Genomic DNA, 24,161 nt, shown 5'->3' on the forward strand with positions numbered 1-24,161 from the left:
TAGAACATTCACCTCCCATGTTATTGTATTAAAAGAATTAAAGACTGCATTAAAGCTACACTTTCCGGCGTTACTTTCCGTTTTAGATTTTGTTTTTCTTGTTCACTTAACGAGTCCATTATTTTCGTGACATCGCTCTCCAGTTTTTTCATTTGAAGTCGAAGTTCATGGATATTTACTTCTTCATAGGGTTGATTTTCTGTTGCACGATTGCCTATAATTTTGGCTATTTCCGATAGACATTTCCCGGATTTTTTTTGTTGTTCAATCCACTGAATACGCTCAATCATCTCCACAGGGTAGAGTCGATAATTTGATGGTGAACGCTCCATTTCAAGTAATCCCAGATTTGTATAGTGATCGATTGTGCGTTTTGTAACCCCTGCACAATTTGCAAGATCACTAATCTTTATTTTCTCGTTCCCAATGTACCACCTCAAAACTATCACGTAATACTTAAAGTATAACGTGACGGTTCCTATTAAGCTATTAAAATGCAATAAGTTTTGAATATTGTAAAAAAATGAACAAAAATCTGAAGAAGTGTCATCGAAAGGGTTCTCATCACCTTAAAAGTAAAAGCTAAAAAATTTGAACAAGCACAGGGGAGTGTTGATTGCTTTTCAAGGCTATGAGAAAAAGCCGGGTATCCGGGGGAATTGAAATAAAGGGGACCAGGGGTATAGAAACTATTGGATTTAATTCTTTGTCAACAAAAAAGGGGAGGTTAGGTTATGAAATTCATGCAGTCCATTAGGGAAAAGGGTATTGCTCAGTACTCCTATATATCCTTTCATGGACGATATGACAAAAGAGGCGTTGATCCTAGGATAACGCCATAAATTTCCGGAAATGGAAGTGGAAGCTTACTTTTGCAGCTTCTCTAAAACCGCATCAACATTTTCCCATTCATAGATGAGCTCATCCAGAAGTTTTCCACCTATTTTAATTTGAGTGGTGTTATATAACTTTGCACCATAATATTCGTAAAAATGGCGTGTTTTGTTTTCTGTTAATACATCGACGAATACCCTTTCGATACCTTGGCTTTTAAAGTGCAGAAACATATGTTTAAGCAGTTCTTTACCGATCCCATGTCCTTGGTATTCCTCCAGTAGATAAATAGAGGTTAAGTCACTGGAGTTTGGGACAGCATTCGTTTCACGTTTTGAGCCAGTGGCAAAGCCGATAATTTTACCTTCCGAAGTATCAGCAACGATAATATAATTGTTAGTTTGTGCAAAGTTTTCAACCCACAATTTTGTTCTTTGTTCATAAGATAACTTATCTAAAAAATCATTTGGAATAATTCCTTGATAGGTTGTTCTCCAACTGTCTACATGAACTTTCGCGATTCCGGCTGCATCCTCCTTTGTTGCTCTTCGTATCTGCATATGAAGCACCTCCATAAAAAGTATTTCTATAAATCTTATAAAATCCCTTTTTAAAGCAGAGAAGCGAGTCTTGATAAAAAATACCTCCTTGGAAGTCAACATTAACTTAATTTCCGAAGAGGCATTTGATACTATTTCTTTAAATCAATCACAATCGGTTCGAGTTCAATTTCTATATGTCCTTCGCCTGATAGTTCGCTCACGATTTCAACCGGTTGGATGATAAGTTGACTGGCACCTGATTGGATTGTTCCAAAGTCCGTTGTTCCATTGAAGGTTTTCCCATTATTCTTGGAGACGCCACCACCACTGGATTCATCTACATACACATTACCCAGATTATCTGTAATTCGAAAAATTGGTGTTGCACTTGGCCACTTGGCAAGAAGCTCGTCTGACACGGTTTGTTCATAGGTAATGATCGTTGATACATCCGTGAACTCAATTGTTTGAAGAGTAAAGTTTACATCCTCTTGCTCAACTGTTCTATTTACGAGTAGTAGATCTCCTTCCAAGCGCTCCAAGGAAAAGTCAAACGACCAATCACCCTCAATTTCCAAATTATTGGACATACTTGTAAAGGCTTTAGGAGACCAAGTAATTTTCACTGTTTCTGGGTAAGCATCATCTTTGAAATGGGGGGTAAATGTTGCTAAGCCAACATAGCGTGTATTGCTAATCCTTGTAATCTGATCGCCTCCACCGCTTCCGATTGCACCGGCCACATCGAACCAGTAAGGTGCTTTAACCTTCATTGCTTCTCCAAAATCATGCTCCGTTTCAAGTGCATACGAAACAGTAATATTTGTACCGTCGTACACTGCATTATCAATCATGACCGTAATGCCATTACTAGTCTGCGAAAGATTGATATCAGAGGAAAAGTCTTCAAAGTTTGTATATCGAGCTTCCTCGTCACTAAAAAACTGAATGACATTGTCCATAAAGGGAAGCTGAGATGCAAGAGATGGGAAGGCAAAACCTGTTGCGGCAGCTGCACCAATAAAGATGCTTGAAGCTGCAGCAAACCTGCGCAAAATTGGTGTTTTGCCGCGTTTTTTTAGTACGTGTCGTTTTACACGGGCTTTCTCGGTTTCTGTTACGTCCAGCAACTCAAGTTGATCAATATCTAGGTCGAGCCATTCTTTTTTTGTCATACAAATTGCTCCTTTAGTTTTACGTTTGTGGCCAGGATTTTCTTTCCACGATAAAGCCGATTATCAACAGCCGCTTTTGAGAGGCCAAGGTTTTGGGCAATTTCGGAATTTGAGAGCTCCAAATAATATTTCATCATAAAAATATCGCGGTCCATTTCCTCTAAAAGGCTAATCGCAAATAATAATTCCGTCTTTTCCTCTCGTTGTAGGACGGTTAGGTCTGTCTGCAAATCACTTGCCTTCTGTTCAAGTGGGGCATCTGTTTGTTCGCGGACAATTTGCTTTTCAGCTTGCCTGTAGCGATCGATGGCTTTGTACTTTGTTATCATGCCAATCCATTTTTTAAAATCTTGCGCATCCCCGTGAAACTGATGGGCGTTTTGCCAAACGCTTAAAAACACATCATTCACACACTCATCAATGTCTTGGTGTCTCATTGTGTACAAAATTTTTGTGGCAATCGTTTTTACCAGCGGCAAATAGGCTTCGATTATATAATCCAGTGCATCTTCTTTTTGTTTCTTTAATCGGGTTATAAAGTTAGTCGCTGAACATTTCATTCACTTCGCTCCTTATGGTATTAAAAAAGGCTTTTTCATAAAGTACAACGAACGGTTTAAGTATTTATTCTCAAAAAAATTTTATGATTGCAAAAAAAGTATGCCATTTGTTTATGCTTAAGAAATAAATATTTTTTAGTGTCGAGATTATTTTACTTTAAACAGAACTGTTTTCGCGGTAAAGAAAGGACGTATTTTAAATTCGGTATAATCTTCACAGCTATGTAATAAACTCCATGAGGCAACAAAAAATAATGAGTAGAAAAGTCACCATGAAACTAAATTGAGAGTCATTCGTATATGTAAAATAATGGAGGGGGTAAAATGGTGAATCGATATACAATTGAAGAATTTATAAAAAATACAGAGCAAGTGGATAAGGGGCAAGGGTTCTTTGAACTTGAGACGCCACGTATACTGGAAGTGAACCTGGATGGTCTTGTGTGGGCTAAATCAGGAGCGATGATTTCCTACAACGGAAAGATCAAGTTTGAACGAGAAGGAATATTAGAAAACGGCATTGGCCATATGTTTAAAAAAGCACTTACCGGCGAAGGTACAGCCCTTATGAAAGCGAACGGAAAAGGGAAATTGTATTTAGCTGACAGCGGCAAGAAAATCATCATTTTGAATCTGCAAAAAGAGGCCATCCATGTAAACGGCAATGACTTATTGGCATTCGAGCCTTCCATCAAGCATAATATAAAACTAATGAGAAAAGTTGCCGGGATGATGGCAGGTGGATTATTTAATGTGAGATGCGAAGGAACAGGGATGATTGCTATTACGTCACACTATGAACCACTTACATTACGTGTCACTCCTGGAAATCCTGTTATTACCGATCCAAACGCAACAGTTGCATGGTCAGGAAATCTTCAGCCCGAATTCCAAACAGATATTTCATTGAAAACTTTTGTAGGAAGAGGTAGTGGTGAATCCATTCAGATGCGATTTGAAGGGGATGGCTTTGTAATTGTTCAGCCTTTTGAAGAGGTTAATATGCAGACAGGAAGTAATTAAACCTCAAACATACACTATCTTAGTAAGGAGCCCTTTCACAGAAAAAGGGTTCTTTTATTTGTATACGCTCTTTTTCTTTTAACACTTTGTTTCTTGGATGTATGCAGGCGAAAGTTCGGGAAAGTCTATACCTTAAGAAATAAAGAAAGGAGGAAGACTAATGCAGTATACGAAAGCTTTTCTCGTTAAACTTGCCATGACGATTGTAGTTTTGTGGATTGTATTGGGATTATTTTATGGAGTTTCTTTTGGAAACATACTTCTTATAAGTGCTATCTTAACTATTATCGCTTTCGTTGGAGATGTATTCCTGCTGCCCAAAGTCGGGAACTTTATAGCAGCAACTAGTGACTTGTTCCTCGCCTTTTTTGTAATTTGGGGGTTAGGGACATGGTTATTTGGCAACGAAAATACTGCAGTTTTTGCAGCCGCTTTTTTATCGGCCCTGTTCATTGGGGTAGGGGAAATGTTTTATCACCGATATTTCCGGGATCATGTGATGGAAACGGTTCAGGAACCAGAAAAGCATCAGGGTTATACCTATTCTCCCAGAATAGCGCAAACCGAGTATTCACAGGAATTTGATGAGGGCTTGGAAAAGAGAGAGAACAATGATATTACTAAAAGTGAAAACGAAGATCCAATGAAATAAAAGAGGAACTGCCCAATACTCTTCTAGGGCAGTCCTCTTGTTTTGCTTTATTATTTGTCATTAAACATATCGGAACTATGTGGGACATGTCCCCGTGTAGAAGGATCAATATAATGTTTGGCAGCATTGATGGCTATGGTTGCCTCACCAAAGCCGGTCGCTATTAGTTTGACTTTGCCTTCATAGTCACAAACATCCCCAACAGCATAGATGCCTTCGATATTGGTTTCCATCTTTGAATTCACTTGAATGGAGATTTTACTCATGTTCAAACCCCAGTCATTTAAAGCACCTAGAGAGGAAGTGAAACCATAGTTTATCACCAATTCATCTGCTTCCAAAGTTTCGAATTCACCAGATTCGCTATTTTTAAAGGTGATTTTTTGGATTTTTCCTTCAGTACCCTCTATCTCCGCGGGGACAAGGGGTGTTTTTATTTGTACGGTTGATTTTTTTAATTGTTCCACACTGTGTTCATGGGCAGTAAATTTATCCCTTCGGTGGATTATGGTTACAATCTCTGCAATTGGCTCCAGCATTAATGCCCAATCTACAGCCGAATCACCACCGCCTAGTACAATGACTCTCTTTCCATTGAACCGACTCATATCCTCGATAAAGTAATGAAGCGTCTTACCTTCAAAGCTTGCTGCATTTTCGATGGATAGTTTTCTTGGCTGAAACGCACCTAATCCAGCTGCTATGATAATGGTTTTTGTTAGATGACTTTCTTTATCGGTCATTATTTTGAACACGCCATTATCCAATCTTTCGTAGCTTTGAATGGTTTGTTCCAGTACGAAGGTTTGCTCGAAGATTTCCAATTGTTTTTCGAGATTATCGATTAATTCTTTGGCACGGACCTTCGGAAAACCTGCCACATCATAGATGAACTTTTCGGGGTATATAACTGAAAGGCGTCCACCTAGCTGGGGGAGACTCTCAATAATTTTGACAGACAAGCTTCGCATTCCAGCATAAAAAGCAGTAAACAGCCCAACTGGACCACCACCAACAATGGTCACATCATAAACTTTTTCATCGATTTTCATTACACTCACTCATCTTCTTTAATGTTTTTGTTATTAACTATTTATGTGGAGTATTACCGTAAAAGTAGTGTTTTATTAACTTTGCTGATAATCAATTTTTTGCATGTTTTGTGGAGTGGATAAGGGGAATGGATGGCGTCTACCAACACGGTGAAAATTTAATATAAAAAATCCCCAATCATATATGACTGGGGCAAAAATCTCATATTGATCACCTGAAATTAGGTGAGAGGCTAAGTTAATAACCGTTCAGAGTATTAACTGCCTTTATCATATAGGCTTAAGGATTTTTGCTCAATGCAATATTATTGCCAGCAGGTGATATAAGTGTTTGAAATGGGGTTATTTAGTATTAAAGGGGGAATGATTCTCCGAATAGAGCGATAAGAAAGATACTTTTGAAAACATTCTCAAAAGTACCTTGTCAAAGTTCGAACTTAAGGTTTTAACAGCACTTTAATACAATCGTCTTGTTTTGTATCAAAAATTTCATAACCATGTTTTGCTTTCTCGAGCGGAAGAACATGTGTAATGATATCACCCGCATTTATTTTTCCGTCAGCAATCAAGTTATAGACATGGGGCATTATATGAACTACTGGGGCTTGTCCGCTGCGAAGCGTTACATTGCGCTGGAAAATGTCTCCGAGTGGGAAGGCATTATAGCGGCCTCCATAAGCACCGGTAATTTGGATCGTGCCGCCTTTTCGTACAGCTTGGCTGGCTGTGATAATGGCTCCCATGGCACCACCTTGCAATTTTAATCCACTAGCCAGAAATTCTAAAGGCGACATTTTCCCGCTCATCCCGACACAGTCAATGACAACGTCCGCACCACCCTTGGTAATTTCTTTTAAGTATTCTCCACAATTATCATGGTCCTCAAAATTAACGATTTCAACATTATTTGTCTTCTTTGCATGCTTTAGACGATACCCGATATAATCGACTGCAATTACTCTTTCTGCACCTTTTAGCCAGGCAAATTTTTGTGCCAAAAGTCCGATGGGGCCGCAGCCTAGGATCACAACGGTATCTCCTTTTTTTACACCGGCATGTTCGACGCTCCAAAAAGCGGTAGTCGCTGCATCGGCAAGGAGTACGAGACTTTCATCTGGCACCTCGGATTTTTCGGGGATTTTGAAGGGAATAAAATTGCCATATGGAACGCGCATATATTCTGCCTGCCCTCCAGGAAATCCGCCTGTTGTATCAGAATATCCGAAGTAGGCGCCCATTTCGCCATTATCATTTGCATTATCACATTGGCTTTCCAAATCATGATTGCAATACCAACATTCTCCGCATGCAATATTAAAAGGGATAACAACCCGGTCACCCTTTTTCACCTTTGTCACACCTTTACCGACTTCTTCTACAATGCCCATCGGTTCATGGCCGATGACATAGTCCTGGCCGAGGTTTGGAATCATTCCGTGAATCAAATGCAGATCCGATCCGCAGATGGCCGTAGTGGTTAAGCGAACAATAATATCATCGGCTTTTTTTATTTTAGGGTCTTGTACTTCCTTAACCTCAACATTTTTTACACCTTGAAAAGTAACAGCTTTCATTAAAAAACATCCCTCTTTTTCGTTTATTTTTTCGGTGGGGTAGGGAACATTCCTTTTCGATTCATGCTTTCAGGGAATAAATCCAACTGTGCAATACTAATCGCGTTCTCTGCTGATTTTATATCAAGTACCTTTTGTGCCTCGAGATCATAGGGTTTAAGCCATTCCTTTTTCAACATTAGCTCACAAATCTCAAAATATAGATCAATCATGACATCCAGCTGGGTTTTCATAATTTTTTGAAGGGCAGGGGAAGCTGTTTCGGTTAAGGCGATTGTAAGATTTCGAATACCGGTTTTTGTAGTAAGCAAAAACTCCAAAGCAACTCCCGAGTCCGTTAGTTCAGGCATTCCCACCGAGTTAATAGGATCTAAATAGTCTTCCATCAAATTATCCTCCTAGTATTCTAATTCCGATTTAGAATAGAGCTTGATCATAGCCGTTAAGGCCGGCGTAGATAGCTTTACATTTTTGTCTAATAACGCCCTTAAATCATCATCAAACACGACACCTTGGCTTAGCTTCGATTTAAGTAAACTAGTTGTCATAAAGTTAATGACTTCATGAAATTCCATTGTTTCATGCAGTGCTAATTTTTTTTCGAACACGTGAACTGCACCTCCTGATTTTCCTTTAAAAAGGCTACCCTGTAGTAAAGTAATTTATACAAGTACACCTTCTATTTAGATTGCGCATTATACTAAGAAGCCCCTGGATCTAGCGGGTGGTTGTTGTAGAAATCTATAGGAATAGTAGATAATATAGAAAACTAACCATAAAGGAGTAATTTCATGAGTAATGAAAATAGAACAATTATAGAAGTTGACCAATTTATCGAAGGTTTGCCAGAAGAGATTCAGGAAATCACTTCAATGTTACGAAAAATTATTTTAGAAGCCTCCAGGGAAATCGTCGAAGAATATAAATGGTCAATGCCAAACTACTCGTATAAAGGATTAGTTTGTTACCTGCAGACAGCAAAAGAACATGTGAAGCTAGGCTTTCATAAAGGGAACCAGCTCCAGGAAGGTGTGGGAAAGGATTTCTTGGAGGGGACCGGAAAAACAATGAAATATATCACCTTGAAAAAGAAGGAAGATATAAAGCCGGAAGTTTTCACCACTCTTATTCTTGCTGCAATGGAATTAAATGAAGTTTAGCTGCTACAGGATCAGTAGGCGCCAGCACGGAAAAATAAGTCGATATTTACTATACTTAAAAAACCATCTTCCTAAAGGAAAATGGTTTTTGGGTTATTGCCCCTTAATTACTAGTGTGTCTTCAACCAAAAATTTGACCACCATTGACATGGAGAGTTTGCCCTGTAACAAATCTTGAATCATCAGAGGCAAGATAGACAAAAGTTGGGGCTATTTCAAATGGTTGCCCTTGACGGTCCATTGGGTTGCCTGCAAGGGGGACTTGATCAGCAGAAAAGCTTGAGGGAATAAGTGGCGTCCATACGCGTCCTGGAGCAATTGCGTTCACACGAATCCCTTTGCTAACCAAATTCCTTGCTAAAGCTCGCGTAAATCCAATGTTAGCAGCTTTTGTTGCACTATAGTCCATTAGTTGTTCGTTTCCATCAAAGGCAACAACTGATGCCGTATTAATAACGGAACTTCCCGCCTTTAAGTATTCCAGAGCTGCCCTGGTCGTGTAGAAGTGGGAATAGATATTAACTTTAAAGGTATCATCGAATTGTTCATCCGTGATATCGGTAAGGCTTAATTGCTGGAATTGGATTCCTACATGGTTGCATAATATATCGAGCTTTTCAAAGGTCTCTACAGTCTTTTCAACAATGTGTATGCATTGTTGTTTTTCTCTAAGATCGCCGGGTAATAGCAGGCAACGTTGTCCAAGTTCCTCAATTCTATTTTTCGTCCTCGTTGCATCTTCATGCTCATCTAGATAAGCAATGGCAACATCTGCCCCTTCTTTTGCAAAGGCAATCGCTGCGGCAGCCCCCATCCCACTATCGCCACCGGTAATTAGTGCAACTCTTCCTTTCAATTTATTGCTTCCTATATAAATAGGGTTTTCAATTATCGGTTTTGGTACCATTAAACCTTCCAGCCCCGGTTGACGGTATTGCCGTTGCTCAGGCACTGTTAGGGCAATATCCTCGAATCGGGTGATCCTTCCGAAATTTGGGTACATTGGATAATCCCGATTGCCGTTCTCTTTATCCATCGTTTCATATCCTCCTAAAAACGATTTTCTGCTTACCATATGCAAATTCAAAGATGGGTGTGCATCCCGGTTAAGGGACACAAACTTCAAATATCGAATAACATAGGGGAAATCATATCGATGGGAGAGTATGAAGGATGTACTACTATTACAATCCTGAAGTGAAATATCTATTAATCAATCGGTCAAACGAAAAGGAAGTCATGTATTATCAATCGATGAGGATAAAGGTGCCCAAAATAGGACCAAGACCACCATATTATATTCATCCACGCTATGAGCATTATTATCCCGTGATTTAGGAAGGGGGAATTAATTCTATTCCCCCTAATCAGTTACTCTGGGATCATCAAAGTATCTCCAGCATAAATCAAGTCCGGATTTTTTATATTGTTTCCGGTAGCAATTGAGTCTACTGTTATGCCAAATTGCTTGGAAATTGCCCACAGTGTGTCTCCTGGTTTTATCACATACGAAGTTGCCTTAATGATAGCTAGCTCATCACCAGGATAAATAAGATTTGGAGTTGCTATATCATTATTTGCTAGAATAGCTGATACGGTAGTTTCATGCATTCTCGCAATACTATAAAGGGTATCGCCGGATTTCACGACATACGTAGATGGTTTATCATCTGACTGCGCTGGTGCAGTAGATTCTCCGGGCTGTTCTACAGGAACTTCTTCTGTTGATGTGTTCTCTAGTAATATCCCATCATTGAAAATATTTAAATCGACATCCCCGTTGATCCCAGGGACAGATCCCGTGTCCGTATATTGCCAGCCTGCCCAAGTATCCCAGATTACTTCATCGGAAGGTTCGCTGCCGTCATATTGCGCCAGCCACAAGGAGTACTGCGTAAATGATTCACCAAAGACATTTGTTGCATTATCAGCGTTGCTATAGACCATTACAGGATGCCCGGTTAGACTTTCAACTGCTTGCGCAAAGGTTAAAGCGATTGCATTAATATCTTCAATAGATAAGCCTTCCAGGTCCTCAAAATCCATTACCGGCTTGATGTCTATTTCTTTGCCGTTAATTATGGATGCGAAAAAGTTTGCCTCTTCACGAGCCTGTTCCACAGTTGTAGCAGTTAAAAAGTGATAAAAACCAACTTTTAGACCTGCTGCCTTTGCGCCTTCATAATTGACTTCAAAGTTTGGATCCGTATAGTCAATGCCTTCGCTGGATTTGATAATTACAGCTTCCATTCCAGCATTTGCAACAGCCTCAAAATCGATATCCTCTTGGTACCTACTCACATCAATCCCTTCAAATTCCGAAGAGCTCTCGGGTTCAATTGCATAGGCACTATTTGTAAACGCGAGCACAGAGATAAAAAGAAGTGTAATAAAAATTTGCCCAATTTTCTTCACCATATTCACCTCCAATCTAGTAACTCGTTACAAGATATGCGAGATTAGTAGAATTGCTTGAGCGGGTATAATGGTTTTGAAAAATGCAAGGGTAGGAGAAATCACAAGGGAGTAATATAGTAGCCTTCATATTTTGCTGGATAAATGCAATAATCTACTATATAAAGATTCAATAAAATACCAGATAGCTTGAAGAGGAGAAAATTTGCAATAAAAAAGAGCTGATCCAGGCTCGGAACAACTCTAATAGAGAATTGATAGATTAGTATAATTGATAGAAATTAGTAAACTGCCCTTAAACCCTTCCCTTGGTGAATTTCTTCTATTCCTTCTTCGCAAACCCCAAGAGAACGCCAAGTGCAAGTTTCACAGACTACTCCAATATCCGAAGAGGTGATATGTTTCAATATACGAGTCTCGATTTCTTTCCATTTAAGAACCTGTCCAATTTCAAGGTTCATTTTTCTCAGGATCGATGCATCTCTATCATAAATATTCAAGTTTTGGCAATGGTATTCTTCTGTGGCAGGGAATTTATCGCATAAATGATCTGGCCCATTTACAATTTTGATCAGAGTCTCAGGATTCTTTCTAAAGTTTTGGTGAATCCTCGTCATATTTTCTACATATTCAGGAGAATAGCCCATGCCACGGTAGCCCAAAAGGCAAAACAGGTGGTGTCCTCGTAAGTAAATCAAACTATTTCACTCCTATTATCTTAGTTTAGTCCAGATTATGTTAACCTATATATGTTTAAGGTTTACCAAAATTCATTCTACCAAAAATAACCGAATGAGTAAAATCGTATTCTACCAAATCAATATACTCAATCATGACCTCTGCTAAAAAAATGACGAAGGTTACCCGGGAACTTCCAAAAGACAGGGGGGGACCGGCAGAAAGTGCATATGTAATATTGGCTAAAATTAATGATAGTCTTATTACGTCTTAACGATATGCCTATACCAATGGATTGCTATTACTCTGGGTATTGCCCTACAATATTAAAGGACTAAATCGAGTAAAAGGATTTCCACATTTTTTGTGGAAGTGTTAAATTAAGAGAAAAGTATAGAGTCATAATTAAAGGGGAGTTTTTTATGCAATCATTTGATGCCTTAGTTGTAAATAAAAAAGAAGAACAATTTTCCGTCGATATACAGAAGCTAACTGTAGAAGATTTACCAGCAGGAGAGGTTTTAATTCGTGTTCAATATTCAGGGGTGAATTATAAGGATAGCCTGGCTGCAATACCGAATGGCAATATCGTGAAAAGTTATCCATTTGTACCTGGTATTGACCTTGCCGGAGTGGTTGTTGCGTCAGAGGATCCACGCTTTAAAGAAGGGGATGAAGTCATTGCAACGAGCTATGAAATCGGTGTATCCCACTTTGGTGGATATAGTGAATATGCCCGAATTCCAGCACAATGGATTGTGCCGTTGCCAAAAGGTCTTTCTTTAAAAGAAGCCATGACTATCGGAACTGCCGGTTTTACGGCTGCTTTATCTGTTTTGCGATTAGAAGAGAATGGCGTAAAGCCTGAAAAAGGAAAAGTGCTGGTAGCAGGGGCAACTGGCGGCGTTGGAAGCTTTGCTGTTTCTATTCTTTCAAAATTGGGATTTGAGGTAGAAGCAAGTACAGGAAAAGAATCAGAATCGGGCTATCTAAAGAAGCTTGGTGCCGCAACGATTGTTCCCCGAGAAGAGATTTATGATGGGAAAATACGAGCTTTAGGCAAACAAAAATGGGCCGCGGCAGTTGACCCGGTCGGTGGAGAGCCACTTGCGTCTTTACTTAGTCAAGTTCAATATGGAGGCTCTGTTGCTGTAAGTGGTTTAACGGCGGGTACAAATGTGCCGACTACTGTTTTCCCGTTTATCCTTAGAGGCGTGAATTTACTTGGGATTGATTCAGTATACTGTGATATGGAAACACGCTTAAAGGTATGGGAACGTCTGGCGACAGACTTCAAACCAGCTGATTTAGAAGAAGTTATCCAGCAGGAAGTAACATTAAAAGAACTTCCGGAAGTTCTGCCTACATTGCTGAAGGGTCAGGCGAGAGGAAGAATACTGGTTAAATTATAGGGGGGCTATGAAAAATGGTCGTTTCTCAAGATGTGTTAGATCGATTTGGTGCGAAGGATGAAACTGCATTTATTGAACAGATGCAAACAAAGGCAGGCAATACACTGATAGAGGCGTTAGAAATTAAATATGTGGAGTTGTCATTGGATCGTGTTGTGATGACGATGCCTGTTGGAGCAAAAACAAGACAACCAGCTGGAATTCTGCACGGAGGCGCATCTGTTGCCTTAGCAGAGACTGCTGCCAGTATCGCCACCGCAATAAATGTGGATCTAACAAAATATAATCCAGTTGGGCTTGAAATCAATGCAAACCATATCCGCAGTAAACAAGACGGCATCGTTACCGCAATCGCAACACCTTTGCACAAGGGCCGTAAAACAATGGTTTGGGATATTAAAATTGTGGATGAAGATGAAAAGTTAATTTGTATATCACGTTGTACAATGGCAGTTATAGCTAAAAATTAATAAAAGAGGAAAGACTGTTTTAAAGCCAATTTTAAATCAGTCTTTCTTTGTATAACGGTCTTATTAAGCTTTAATTCAAATGGGTAAAAATCTAATAATTAAACTAGTTGACAAAAATACGGTGTAGGGTATAATGTATAGCTATCAGCAAAACACGGCATAGTAGTAGAAGGAGTGGATACAGTTGAATTCATACGATGATAAAATTAGAAACCGTGTAAAGCGAATGGAAGGGCAACTTCGTGGAATATTGAAGATGATGGACGAAGGAAAGGACTGTAAAGAAGTCATTACACAACTTTCGGCTGTCCGTTCAGGGGTAGACCGTTCAATAGGTTTAATTGTAAGCCAGAATCTAATTGAATGTATTCAAAACGCTAACGGTGATGAAGAAGTCTTGAATGAATCTGTTCAAGAGGCTGTTCGTCTTTTTGTAAAAAGTCGTTAATTTTAACCGACTTTTTATTTTGCTATATATAATACCCCCACATGGTATATGGGGGATCTTTGAAAATGACAAAGAAAAAGTGAAAAGCCTTATTTTTTATATTTTTTTAAATAATAAAATACCCCTATAAGTATTGAAATGCTGGATGATTTGACTATTAAAGCAAATAGCTAAATGCAGGGGGTTAGCTACCCGATGCCAGTCGGGGCGATAAGCTTTAGGAAGTAACGAGAAGAACAATCCTAGAATCTCATGTGAATTCTTATTTTCCCACCTTTAATGAAAACTTAATTTTAAAAGTTATTAAGTTTTTATTGAGATAGGGTGTTATTCTCTTGGTTCCTATAAAATAGGAAATATATTAATAGTTAAATACCTTTTTCATAAAAAAGTTTAAAGAAGGGTTTGTTGTAATAGACATCTTTCTCTAGTAGGATTAAAGTGCTACTAGATTTACATTAGAAAGAAGGAAACAACATGGAGTTTTATTATGTGTTACTCCTTTTCATCTTAGGTTTTATTGGATCGTTTTTATCAGGGATGCTTGGCATTGGCGGTGCCATTGTAAAATATCCGTTGCTGCTAATGATTCCGCCATTATTCGGCTATCATGCGTTAACTGCCCATGAAATATCTGGCATCAGTGCGCTGGATGTATTATTTGTCTCGATTGCTGGCGTACTTGGGTATCGTAATGGCGGCTATTTAAATAAATCATTAATTGCGGTCATGGGTAGCGTTGTTTTAATTGGTTCATTATTAGGTAGCTTTGGATCGGAGTATTTGACCGAGACTCAAGTAAATATTGTTTACGGTTTCTTGGCTTTAATTGCGGCCATTATGATGTTCATACCAAAAAAGCAGACCGATGAGTCTGATATAGAGCAAGTGACATTTAATAAACCCCTGGCTGGAATTCTTGCATTCTTTGTAGGGATTGGTTCCGGAATCGTAGGTGCAGGTGGGGGATTCTTGCTTGTCCCCATCATGCTATTAATTCTACGTATACCTACAAGAATGGCCATCGCTTCAAGTTTGGCGATTACTTTCATTTCCTCTATTGCGGGGTCAATCGGGAAAATATCAACCGGACAAGTAGAGTATCTTCCTGCAGTTATTATCATCGTGGCAGGATTAATCGCAGCTCCAATAGGGGCAAAATTAAGCACGAAACTAAACACGAAAGTACTGGAGGGTATACTAGCAGCCCTAATACTTGGAGTGGCAGTGAAGATCTGGATTGATATTCTATAAGTATAGCAGGCACGTATTCGAAAATATGTGTCTGTTTTTTTTTGCTATAAAACCATGGCCAATGGAAACACCTGATTTACAAGTAGCTTTTATTCACATAGAATGGGAATTATTAGAAGTGATGGGAGTGGTGAAATGGTTCAACAAAGCGAATTCCCAGTACTAGAAACAGAAAGATTAACTCTAAGAGAAATAAATAAGTCGGATGCGAGCAGTATTTTTAAATACTTATCAGATCCGGAAGTCATGAAGTACTATGGATTGGAACCTTTCGAGTCGCTACAGGATGCTTTGGATGAAATCTCTTGGTACCAAACTATATTTAATGAACAAACAGGTATCAGATGGGGGATCAGTTTAAAAGGCACCGATAAAATCATTGGCAGTTGCGGCTTTCTGAACACTGTTTCCAATCATTATCGAACAGATATAGGTTTTGAATTAAGCAAGGACTTTTGGGGACAAGGTATCGGAAGCGAAGCCATCATCGCAATTATCCAATATGCATTTGAAAACACGAATATCCAGCGTATTCAAGCACTAGTCGAACCTCTTAATATCGCATCACAAAAGATGGTGGAAAAAGCAGGTTTCCTTCAAGAAGGGCTGTTAAGAAAATACGAGTATACATGCGCGAAATTTGATGACCTATATATGTATGGGTTATTAAAAGAAGACTATGGTAAAAATCGAAGCAAAACATTAATCTAATAGATTAATGTTTTTTTAATATAAAGAATTTATATGAGATTCCATTATTTGAGGAACCCTTCAACCAACCATTCCCAAGGCACTATATTGAAAGATAGGGCCATAGCAACGTTTCAAAATAGCGCTTAAGGGGAATGAAAAAATTGGCATCTAGATTTTTATTATTCTATGTTAAAATAGTTGCTTGAAAGGAAGTCAAAGTCATCATGAATAGAAGTGCATATTTTGATAACGCAAAAGCAATATTAATCTACTTAGTCGTTTTAGGACATCTAATGTCTGGTTATTTGAAGGAAAATCAATACATAGATACTCTGTATTTAGTCATTTATTTATTTCATATGCCGGCATTTATTTTAATCTCTGGACATTTTTCCAGAACCATAAAAAGCAAGGAAGATTTGAAGAAGATAGGAAAAACATTACTGCTGCCATATATTATTTTTCAGCTCTTGTACACTCTATATTATAAAAATGTCTTTGGTGACAGCGTAGTATTTGAAATCTTCGAGCCCCGCTATGCAATGTGGTTTTTACTAAGTATGGCGATATGGAAGTTCCTTTTATGGGCTTTTAGTGGTCACAAGGTAATGGTATTAGTATCGATCGCTCTGTCATTGCTTATTGGATACATAAGTGAAGTGAATGAATGGTTATCCTTGGCCAGAACATTCTTCTTCTTCCCATTCTTTTTACTTGGGTATCACTTGAATCGAGAGAATTTCGTGAAATTGAAAAATAAGTGGAATATGGGTACAGCGTATATTATTGGGATTGTGCTCGTAGTACTCGTTTATCAATTTGGAGATGTACGCTGGAAAGAGTGGTTCTTCGGGAGAATTCCGTATGAAGATATAAGTTATGGGATCGTAGAATCTGGTGCATTAAGCCGATTGGTCGTATATGGGATGATGTTTATAGCGACCTATATCTTCTTATCGCTGGTTCCCAAAAATCAGCAAGGGTATACGGATATTGGCGGTAAAACATTGGCTGTCTATTTACTGCACTTATTTATTGTGAGGGCATTTAAAGAAACAACCATTTATGAATGGATTGAAGAAACTGGAAACTATATCGCATTGTTCGGTATCGCCTTTTTCATTGTCTATATCTTATCGAGCAAATGGGTATGGAAGATTACTTCACCATTCATTACCGGTAACATCATAAATTTATCAAAAAGATTCGTAGCAAGAATTCTAGTTTAAACATAAAGTGTTAACCAATAAAAGGTTAACACTTCTTTTTATTATCATAATACTTGACGAAAGGTTTACGGGACTGTGACATCAGTGGATGGGAAAATAGTAAGATAGTAGGAACAGTCCAAAATTAGAGGTATTTTGAGTAGTTGAAGAATATACTGACTAATGGTGTGGCTACTTGGATGATTCCATCTATACACCTGTTCGCAAAAGTCATTGGAAGAGTAATTGCCTACAATAAAAATGGTACTTACAAGGGGGAAAACAATGTTCTCAATTGGGGATAAAGTCTTTTATGGTGCACATGGCGTATGCGTAGTACAAGATATTCAAGAATTAACATTCTCGGGACAAAAGAAAAACTACTATTTATTGCATTCCTATCATGATGCATCCATCAGGTTATATCATCCTGTTGAAGCAAAGGATTCAAAAATATCACCGATTACAACGAAAGAGGCAGCACAGACGATTCTGGAAACATTCAAAAATCCTCCAGATGTTTGGCATAGCCGTATGAACGAGCGGACGCAACATTACCAAAAAGTAATCGAATCAAAGAATCATATTCAGATTGCCCAAATGATTAATACCATTTTGAGAAAAAAGCACGAATTGACTAAAGAGGATAAAAAACTGCCCAATCATGATTTGCAAATGCTCGAACAAGTGACAACACTTTTTGCCGAGGAATTAGCATTGAGTTTTAATCTTACGGCCAAACAAGTCATGGACAAGGTGGAAGAAATTATTCTAGCAAATTAATGTTTCGAATATAGATGGGCGTTTCTTCAGGACGAAGAAATGCTCATTTTTAATTTTTTTGGTAATGAAATAATCCACTTTCATCAACTAATAATAAAAGCTCCTCATTCACAACAATTTTTATTCGACTGACCACAGCAGCTTTTGCAGAAAAATACCAATCACGCTTTGGCGGCCCCAGTAAGATAAACGCAGCACCATTCGATTCTCCCATAAAATGAAGAGATGCAGCATCTAGCTTGGCGTTATTCCGTATGGGAATGCCGAGGGAAAGTAGTTGCTGACCTATATATAATAAATCATCCGTGGTTATATTAATTTCACCGATACTTAGTATTGCTTGTGCCGAAAATTGATCTGCTTGGACGATAGGATTTACCGAGTGACGGGCAATCAATTCAACGACATTTCCTTCTGGATCATAAAAATAGAGGGAATGTGCATCGATGCTTTCAAAATAGACTTCATCCTGACCCTGGTCAGTTAACAATGGGGTGTGAAGCTGAATCCATTCCTTTGCTTCTTTAAAGGTATTACTTGGAATGTTGAATGCAAAATGATATTGCTTTTGTTCATTGGGAAGGGCCTTCTCAAATGCTAGTATGCTTTCCCCAATCTTGATGGCCAAACTCGTGGAAGACCTCTCTAATCTTTGAAAACCCAGCTTCACACAATAAAAATTTTCAAGGCCCTCTAAGTCATGGGCATATAAAGTAACTTTACTGATCTTCATGTGAGCACTCTCCAAAACTATTTTTTAAGAGCATACCGCAATTTTAATTTTTTGTATTTGTACTAAAGTCTGAAATTTAGTATCAAAAGATTACTAGCAATATTAATATGGTATTATTTGGTATATATAAACGTGTGTGTTAATTTATAATATGAAACGAAATAAAATGATCTACATGGTATTGTTTCAAGGGGGGAATAATGGGAGAATTACTTGCTGCAGTTAATTATTTTTTACCTTTGATAATCTTGGCGGTTATGATTAGATGAATTCGTCATATTAAAATAAATAGCGAAATTCAAGTAGAACAAAATAAGCAGATTATTCATTTGCTCCAGCAAATAGAGAATAAGAAAAAGTAAATGGAGGCTAACCAGGATGAATCGGTGTGACTGGGTAACAAAAGAACCATTATATATTGAATACCATGATAAAGAGTGGGGAGTACCTATCTATGATGATCAGAAACTGTTTGAAATGCTCTGTTTGGAAGGGGCACAGGCAGGTTTGAGTTGGTGGACGATTTTACAAAAAAGAGAAAACTATCGGGAAGCATTTGATCACTTCGATGCTGAAAAAATTGTTCAATATACAGAAGAAAAGTTGCAAGCCTTAAAGGAGAATCCAGGAATCGTCCGGAATAAGTTGAAAATACAAAGTGTCGTAACAAATGCCCAAGTCTTTTTGCGAATTCAAAAGGAATTCGGTTCGTTCTCCAATTACATTTGGGGTTTTGTTGACCATCAACCGATCATCAATGAATGGAAGTCCATCAAAGAAGTGCCGGCAACAACTGAAATCAGTGATGAGATGAGCAAAAAGCTAAAAAAAGAAGGATTCAAATTTGTCGGAAGTACGATATGTTACTCATATATGCAAGCAGTTGGGATGGTGAACGACCACATCTTGGAATGTTGCTGTCATCCTTCACATTTAAAATAATCCTAGTGGGGGCAAGGGGAGTGAGGAAAATCCTTGAGATTAGAACTTATTCTTTAATGCTTGAATGGTTAACAAAAATAATTCAATCAAGAAAAGATTGATGGAGAGCATTGAATTGTATAGGAGAGTACATTACAGGACCTAAGTGTAGGCCTGTAGTGTACTCTTTTTTGTACTATGTACTAATTAATTTAGATTGAGTAAATTCCAGCAAAATCCAATAATATAAAAAATATTAAAATAGTACAACCAGTAATAGCGATGGTATCTCCAATACCGCCCCCCTTAAAGGCCGCTATGCGAAAACTCTTCTTGGTAAGGGGATATAGAAGGGGAATTCCTCTTTTGGTCATCATGTCTAAAAGTAGATGACTCCACATCCCGGAACTCAACCCAATAACAAAGGAATTTGATAGGTCCTGTACAGGTCCTGTTAACCCATTTGAAAATGAGAAAAGTAACGCCGAAAAAGCAAAGATGACGAGCGGAGTATGGACAACACTTCGATGTCCTAGTGTTTTACTAATGATAAAAGAAGCAATTTTCAGCTTTCTGCCGATATAGCTATTGCGATGATCAATGTCGGGAAGAAGTGAGCCCAATAAAGCGCCACAAATTACTGCCCCAATACTCACCATTCCATCTACAAGTCCGTTATGTGAAACAATTGGAATTATGTATTTTGATGCCGCGATCCCAGCTGTTAAACCACCCATTAAATGTGCGGGCTTATTCATGATGTTGCCTCCTTCTCAAAACCTCAAAAAATTGATAAAGGTTTGTACTTATTGTAGTTGAAAAAGTTCTTTTTGAAATAATTTTTATCATATTTCTAAAATTTAAAATTCAGTGAATCGAAGGAGAAAAAAAAAGGAACCTTTGCAGCAAGAATCAGTCATATATTTCGATAATAAAATATCGAGAAACGATAAAAAGGAGGCGATCTATATGACAGCTATAAAACAGCTTGTACTTTTTGGTTGGGTGCAGGCCCTATCTTGTTTGTTTCCCGTCGTTATTTTTGCTTCCTTGGCAATCACCCAGATAGTGCCGCTGCCATTCTTGCCTAGGTATGATTGGCTGCTGATTATCTGTCTACTAATGCAATGGTTGATGGTGCGGTCGGGGCTTGAAACACGCGATGAACTAAAGGTAATTACTTTATTCCACCTTATTGGACTTGCGCTTGAACTTTTTAAAGTTCATATGGGCTCTTGGTCTTATCCGGAGGAAGGATACTCTAAAGTTTTCGGAGTTCCACTGTATAGCGGATTTATGTATGCAAGCGTCGCAAGCTATCTTTGCCAGGCATGGAGAAGGATGGAGGTTGACTTGATTAAGTGGCCGCCGTTTTATTTAGTTGTCACACTAGCTGCTGCAATTTATTTGAACTTCTTTACTCATCATTTTTGGATTGATATCCGCTGGTGGTTATCGATGCTTGTGATAATTGTATTTTGGCAATCGTGGGTTATTTATGAAGTGAACGGAATCCGTTATCGAATGCCTATCGCATTGTCTTTTGTACTGATTGGATTTTTTATATGGATTGCCGAAAATATCGCTACTTTCTTCGGAGCGTGGCAATATCCAGACCAAGCCGAAGCATGGAGTCTCGTTCATCTTGGGAAAGTAAGTTCCTGGCTTTTATTAGTGATTGTAAGTTTCCTTATCGTTGCGACATTGAAACGGGCTAAGAGGGAAATTCCATATGAAGAAACAGTCGGTGACAAGAGGGTTCTCGAGGACTGTCAAACTGAAGGAATAGCTTCTAAAGTCCGCGACAAGGAATCACGAGGACAATTAAATTGAAGTAACTTCTTCTAAAGTCTGCGAAAGGAGATGTCGAGAACTATTAAACTGAGGTGATTGCTTTTAAATTCCACGACAGGGAGGAATTTTAAACTGAAGCAATTACTTTTATAGTCCATGACAGAGCTGCAACACTAAATGAAAGACATTCCGAATTGTCCTTCCTTCTTTTTTGATTAAAGAAGGCTACTTGCTAGCGGCTAGATAATTCTAATAAAAAACCCCTCGATGGTTATGGTTACCACCAAGGGGATGTCTATTATACTACTGGCTTGCCTTCAGCAATATGTTGATTGAAGAATTCGATGATTTTTCCGTAAACTAGGATTTCGTTTTGCTTTTTGGAGAAGCCATGGCCTTCATCTTCCAATACGATGTATTCCACTTGGCGGCCCTTTTCCTTTAATGCTGCGACAATTTGATCGGACTCTTTCTGTACAACACGAGGATCGTTTGCTCCTTGAATCACGAGCATTGGTTTTGTCATTCCATCCAAATAAGTAATAGGGGAATCCTTCGTTAATCTTTCTTTATCTTTTACAGGATCTCCCACCCATTGCTCCATATATGGCTTCCAAAACTCTGGTACAGATTCGATAAACGAGAAGAGGTCACTCGGACCGAAAATATCCACTACCGCTTTAAAGTACTCTGCATGTCTGCCATGAAGCAGGAGGGCCATATAGCCTCCATAGCTTCCTCCTAATAATAGAATCTTTTCTCTGTCTGCATACCCATTTTCGATTAGCCATTCCAGACCTTGGATATTATCTAGACGAGGACCATGACCCCAGTCACCTTCCACCATTTTAGAAAATTTCAGTCCATAGTTTGTAGACCCACGGAAGTTTGGAGCGAAGATTGAATAGCCACTGTAAATAAGAGATTGAAACATCGAACGGAAAGTTTTTCGTTCTAAAGCTTGTGGCCCGCCATGTGGCCAAAGAATAACATACCCATTTGCATTTTCTGCTTTGGCTCTAAAGAACAATGCTTCAATTTCCATTCCATCGAATGAAGGGTAAGTCAACACTTCCGGCACGACTAATTCTTCTTGGCTGACCCCAGGCACACGGTAATGTGTTAGTTCTTCCCAAGTTGTCCCCTTGTTTTTTGAGATAAAAATGTTCCCGGGTGTTGTTGCATTGCGACCCAGAACATAAAGATTGCCACTTGAAGCAACGACAAGTTTATCGATAACAGTTGTCGGCGCTTTTAAAGCGTTTAACTCGCCATTCTCTAGCTTGTATTCATATAAGCGGTCTTCTACACCATATGATCCAATCAGATAGAGAGAGTTATTTTTCTTTGAGTAAGTTATTTCAATAAGATCTTCTTTATCAAGCTGCAATTCGATTGAAAATTCTTTTGTTGCAAGGTTGAACTTCGCTAGATAAGTTAAATCAGCGTTGTACTCTGTTAAAAAATAAATCTCTGAATCGGATGTATAGGAAATTCCTGTAACCGTATGCTGTTCTGTTGTTTCAGGAGTTAGTAAAAATTTTTCTTCACCGATGTGGGCATAAGCGACAGAATGAGTGTTGCCATATTGTTTAATGGCTACAAAGGATTCTTCGTTCGGGCTCACTGCATCGATGAATGTAGGTGCTTCTTCACCCTTAAGCAAAAGTTTTTCTTCTCCTGTTTCAATATTATAAACGTAGTTATTAAAATAGGTTGTATTGCCAAAAGTAGTCGGATAGTAGAGTCGTTTACCATCTGCACTTAAATGTGAAAAGAAATGACGCTCTCCTTCATGTTGGCGAAGTGGGTAAAATGTGCCCCCTTGAGGAGAAACCGCATAAATCTGTGCATTTTCATCTCCATCGTGATCAAAGCCGGCAATAATGAATTCACCTGTTTTGGCGTATGAAAGAAATGCGGCACTTTGATTATTAAATGTTAGAGGATAGGGGAATTGATTTGGCAAATCCATAGCCCATAAGTTGAAATGTCCATTTAAATTCGTACCAAATACCAACTGTTTTTCATCCGGACTCACTGTGAAATTTGAAACAGTTAGCGTCTGGAAAAATTGTTCTACACCAGGTTTAGCAAAATTAATCATATCAACTCTCCAATTCTATTAAGATATATCGATACTATCACAATATTCTGTCTCTTAGAAATGGAGATAAGCGTCAAATGACTTTTTTAGTTAGGAACGAGAGTGAAATGTCTGTAATTAACAAAAAAACTGAGGCTTTACACCTCAGTTTTGATCCACTCGATTGCAATACTCTTAAGATCGATATCTTCTTCGTGATATTGAGAAATATATTTCTTTAAATCAATTTCACAAAGTCTTGAAGCTACTGGGGCCTGTAAATCACGGCGAAGCCCATCTTCAATGGACACCTTCATGCATTCCCTAGCCATTGCTATGATATCCTCATCAGTATGCCCAGCTGAAGAAGCGAATGAAAATCCTGCATCCATAAGATCAGGTATTCTGATATAAACGGGGAAATCACCTTCATCTGTTTCTTTATCTTCTACAGCAAAAATCACAGGGTATGTATATACTTTAAGCATTTCCTCACCTCCAGAACAATCATAATACAGAATCGGCTATTTGTAGGCTGGTAATTAAAGGTGCGAATTCCTATTAGACTTAGGGGTAGGTAAGAGTAGGTAGAGGGAACTTATGAGGATTATATGGTAATTCACAAGACCGTGATAAAGACGGTTGGGCATGTGAAAAGTAAAAATAGTAGAAAGGGCATCCAGTAAGATTCATA

Annotated in this window: 28 protein-coding genes and 1 pseudogene; 14 read left to right on the forward strand and 15 right to left on the reverse strand. The window is 38.5% G+C overall.

The features are described 5' to 3' along the window. Positions 1 to 20 precede the first annotated feature (20 nt). The 4 genes from QYB95_RS00125 to QYB95_RS00140 form a co-directional block, all read right to left on the reverse strand. Entirely contained in the window at positions 21 to 440 is a 420-nt protein-coding gene (locus tag QYB95_RS00125) for a MerR family transcriptional regulator (protein WP_301136046.1), read from the reverse strand. Positions 441 to 866: 426 nt separating this feature from the next. Beyond that, entirely contained in the window at positions 867 to 1,394 is a 528-nt protein-coding gene (locus tag QYB95_RS00130; RefSeq protein WP_301136047.1) for a GNAT family N-acetyltransferase, read from the reverse strand. Positions 1,395 to 1,525: 131 nt separating this feature from the next. Next, complete coding sequence (locus QYB95_RS00135; protein WP_301136048.1) at positions 1,526 to 2,551, reverse strand: DUF4179 domain-containing protein; 1,026 nt, start codon at positions 2,549 to 2,551, stop codon at positions 1,526 to 1,528. Next, on the reverse strand, positions 2,548 to 3,111 hold the full coding sequence (locus QYB95_RS00140; RefSeq protein WP_301136049.1) for a sigma-70 family RNA polymerase sigma factor: 564 nt from the start codon (positions 3,109 to 3,111) through the stop codon (positions 2,548 to 2,550). Before QYB95_RS00140 ends, QYB95_RS00135 begins: the two co-directional genes overlap by 4 nt. 327 nt (positions 3,112 to 3,438) lie before the next feature. On the opposite strand from QYB95_RS00140, the gene QYB95_RS00145 reads away from it, so the two are divergent. Together QYB95_RS00145 and QYB95_RS00150 are read left to right on the forward strand one after the other, a co-directional pair. Beyond that, positions 3,439 to 4,134, forward strand: a complete 696-nt coding sequence (locus QYB95_RS00145) for an AIM24 family protein (protein WP_301136518.1) — start codon at positions 3,439 to 3,441, stop codon at positions 4,132 to 4,134. Positions 4,135 to 4,294: 160 nt separating this feature from the next. Further along, on the forward strand, positions 4,295 to 4,786 hold the full coding sequence (locus tag QYB95_RS00150; RefSeq protein ID WP_301136050.1) for a YndM family protein: 492 nt from the start codon (positions 4,295 to 4,297) through the stop codon (positions 4,784 to 4,786). A gap of 50 nt (positions 4,787 to 4,836) precedes the next feature. Here QYB95_RS00150 and QYB95_RS00155 read toward each other — a convergent pair whose 3' ends face one another. The 4 genes from QYB95_RS00155 to QYB95_RS00170 all read right to left on the reverse strand — a co-directional run bounded on the left by QYB95_RS00155 (position 4,837) and on the right by QYB95_RS00170 (position 8,020). Further along, positions 4,837 to 5,838: an NAD(P)/FAD-dependent oxidoreductase gene (locus QYB95_RS00155; RefSeq protein WP_301136051.1), complete on the reverse strand. Its 1,002-nt coding sequence runs from the start codon at positions 5,836 to 5,838 to the stop codon at positions 4,837 to 4,839. A gap of 437 nt (positions 5,839 to 6,275) precedes the next feature. Beyond that, positions 6,276 to 7,412: a zinc-dependent alcohol dehydrogenase gene (locus QYB95_RS00160; RefSeq protein ID WP_301136052.1), complete on the reverse strand. Its 1,137-nt coding sequence runs from the start codon at positions 7,410 to 7,412 to the stop codon at positions 6,276 to 6,278. Positions 7,413 to 7,435: 23 nt separating this feature from the next. Beyond that, positions 7,436 to 7,798, reverse strand: a complete 363-nt coding sequence (locus QYB95_RS00165; RefSeq protein ID WP_301136053.1) for a spore coat protein — start codon at positions 7,796 to 7,798, stop codon at positions 7,436 to 7,438. Between the two features lie 12 nt (positions 7,799 to 7,810). Further along, on the reverse strand, positions 7,811 to 8,020 hold the full coding sequence (locus QYB95_RS00170) for a spore coat protein (protein WP_301136054.1): 210 nt from the start codon (positions 8,018 to 8,020) through the stop codon (positions 7,811 to 7,813). Between the two features lie 183 nt (positions 8,021 to 8,203). Here QYB95_RS00170 and QYB95_RS00175 point away from each other — a divergent pair, with 183 nt between their 5' ends. Further along, positions 8,204 to 8,572: a DUF1801 domain-containing protein gene (locus QYB95_RS00175; RefSeq protein WP_301136055.1), complete on the forward strand. Its 369-nt coding sequence runs from the start codon at positions 8,204 to 8,206 to the stop codon at positions 8,570 to 8,572. A gap of 121 nt (positions 8,573 to 8,693) precedes the next feature. Here QYB95_RS00175 and QYB95_RS00180 read toward each other — a convergent pair whose 3' ends face one another. Continuing rightward, positions 8,694 to 9,608 carry an SDR family oxidoreductase gene (locus tag QYB95_RS00180; RefSeq protein ID WP_301136056.1) on the reverse strand — a complete coding sequence of 305 codons (915 nt, stop codon included), beginning with the start codon at positions 9,606 to 9,608 and terminating at the stop codon, positions 8,694 to 8,696. A gap of 137 nt (positions 9,609 to 9,745) precedes the next feature. On the opposite strand from QYB95_RS00180, the gene QYB95_RS00185 reads away from it, so the two are divergent. Then, positions 9,746 to 9,910, forward strand: a complete 165-nt coding sequence (locus tag QYB95_RS00185) for a hypothetical protein (RefSeq protein ID WP_301136057.1) — start codon at positions 9,746 to 9,748, stop codon at positions 9,908 to 9,910. A 33-nt stretch (positions 9,911 to 9,943) separates the two neighbouring features. Here the strand turns inward: QYB95_RS00185 and QYB95_RS00190 are convergent, their stop codons facing one another. Continuing rightward, positions 9,944 to 10,990 (reverse strand): GH25 family lysozyme, encoded by a 1,047-nt coding sequence (locus QYB95_RS00190; RefSeq protein WP_301136058.1) that lies wholly within the window; start codon positions 10,988 to 10,990, stop codon positions 9,944 to 9,946. Between the two features lie 278 nt (positions 10,991 to 11,268). Beyond that, positions 11,269 to 11,685 carry a DUF1284 domain-containing protein gene (locus tag QYB95_RS00195; protein WP_301136059.1) on the reverse strand — a complete coding sequence of 139 codons (417 nt, stop codon included), beginning with the start codon at positions 11,683 to 11,685 and terminating at the stop codon, positions 11,269 to 11,271. A 402-nt stretch (positions 11,686 to 12,087) separates the two neighbouring features. On the opposite strand from QYB95_RS00195, the gene QYB95_RS00200 reads away from it, so the two are divergent. The 7 genes from QYB95_RS00200 (at position 12,088) to QYB95_RS00230 (ending at position 17,933) form a co-directional block, all read left to right on the forward strand. Beyond that, positions 12,088 to 13,077, forward strand: coding sequence for an NADPH:quinone oxidoreductase family protein (locus QYB95_RS00200; RefSeq protein WP_301136060.1), 990 nt, complete (start codon positions 12,088 to 12,090; stop codon positions 13,075 to 13,077). A gap of 80 nt (positions 13,078 to 13,157) precedes the next feature. Further along, on the forward strand, positions 13,158 to 13,547 hold the full coding sequence (locus tag QYB95_RS00205) for a hotdog fold thioesterase (protein WP_301136519.1): 390 nt from the start codon (positions 13,158 to 13,160) through the stop codon (positions 13,545 to 13,547). 184 nt (positions 13,548 to 13,731) lie between these two features. Beyond that, positions 13,732 to 13,995, forward strand: coding sequence for a metal-sensitive transcriptional regulator (locus tag QYB95_RS00210; protein ID WP_301136061.1), 264 nt, complete (start codon positions 13,732 to 13,734; stop codon positions 13,993 to 13,995). 477 nt (positions 13,996 to 14,472) lie between these two features. After that, a complete protein-coding gene (locus QYB95_RS00215) occupies positions 14,473 to 15,249 on the forward strand; it encodes a sulfite exporter TauE/SafE family protein (protein WP_301136062.1) in 777 nt (258 codons plus the stop codon). 135 nt (positions 15,250 to 15,384) lie between these two features. Next, entirely contained in the window at positions 15,385 to 15,960 is a 576-nt protein-coding gene (locus tag QYB95_RS00220) for a GNAT family N-acetyltransferase (protein WP_301136063.1), read from the forward strand. Between the two features lie 206 nt (positions 15,961 to 16,166). Beyond that, on the forward strand, positions 16,167 to 17,171 hold the full coding sequence (locus QYB95_RS00225) for an acyltransferase family protein (protein ID WP_301136064.1): 1,005 nt from the start codon (positions 16,167 to 16,169) through the stop codon (positions 17,169 to 17,171). A 264-nt stretch (positions 17,172 to 17,435) separates the two neighbouring features. Beyond that, a complete protein-coding gene (locus tag QYB95_RS00230) occupies positions 17,436 to 17,933 on the forward strand; it encodes a CarD family transcriptional regulator (protein WP_301136065.1) in 498 nt (165 codons plus the stop codon). A gap of 49 nt (positions 17,934 to 17,982) precedes the next feature. Here the strand turns inward: QYB95_RS00230 and QYB95_RS00235 are convergent, their stop codons facing one another. Further along, positions 17,983 to 18,666 carry a hypothetical protein gene (locus QYB95_RS00235; protein WP_301136066.1) on the reverse strand — a complete coding sequence of 228 codons (684 nt, stop codon included), beginning with the start codon at positions 18,664 to 18,666 and terminating at the stop codon, positions 17,983 to 17,985. A 378-nt stretch (positions 18,667 to 19,044) separates the two neighbouring features. Between QYB95_RS00235 and QYB95_RS00240 the strand changes: the two genes are divergently transcribed. After that, on the forward strand, positions 19,045 to 19,608 hold the full coding sequence (locus tag QYB95_RS00240) for a DNA-3-methyladenine glycosylase I (protein WP_301136067.1): 564 nt from the start codon (positions 19,045 to 19,047) through the stop codon (positions 19,606 to 19,608). A gap of 191 nt (positions 19,609 to 19,799) precedes the next feature. Here the strand turns inward: QYB95_RS00240 and QYB95_RS00245 are convergent, their stop codons facing one another. Continuing rightward, the gene (locus QYB95_RS00245; protein WP_301136068.1) at positions 19,800 to 20,345 is read right to left on the reverse strand and encodes a metal-dependent hydrolase; all 546 of its coding nucleotides are present in this window, start codon (positions 20,343 to 20,345) and stop codon (positions 19,800 to 19,802) included. A gap of 211 nt (positions 20,346 to 20,556) precedes the next feature. Here QYB95_RS00245 and QYB95_RS00250 point away from each other — a divergent pair, with 211 nt between their 5' ends. Beyond that, entirely contained in the window at positions 20,557 to 21,420 is an 864-nt protein-coding gene (locus QYB95_RS00250; protein ID WP_301136069.1) for a DUF817 domain-containing protein, read from the forward strand. A gap of 259 nt (positions 21,421 to 21,679) precedes the next feature. On the opposite strand, the gene QYB95_RS00255 is transcribed toward QYB95_RS00250, so the two are convergent. Further along, positions 21,680 to 23,488 (reverse strand): S9 family peptidase, encoded by a 1,809-nt coding sequence (locus QYB95_RS00255; RefSeq protein ID WP_301136070.1) that lies wholly within the window; start codon positions 23,486 to 23,488, stop codon positions 21,680 to 21,682. Between the two features lie 137 nt (positions 23,489 to 23,625). Further along, complete coding sequence (locus QYB95_RS00260; RefSeq protein WP_301136071.1) at positions 23,626 to 23,955, reverse strand: hypothetical protein; 330 nt, start codon at positions 23,953 to 23,955, stop codon at positions 23,626 to 23,628. 122 nt (positions 23,956 to 24,077) lie between these two features. Between QYB95_RS00260 and QYB95_RS19265 the strand changes: the two are divergent. Further along, positions 24,078 to 24,128, forward strand: a pseudogene (locus QYB95_RS19265) (excalibur calcium-binding domain-containing protein); the annotation flags it as partial. Positions 24,129 to 24,161 lie beyond the last annotated feature (33 nt).

The sequence above is a fragment of the Ureibacillus aquaedulcis genome (assembly GCF_030418165.1).
GTDB lineage: Bacteria > Bacillota > Bacilli > Bacillales_A > Planococcaceae > Ureibacillus > Ureibacillus aquaedulcis.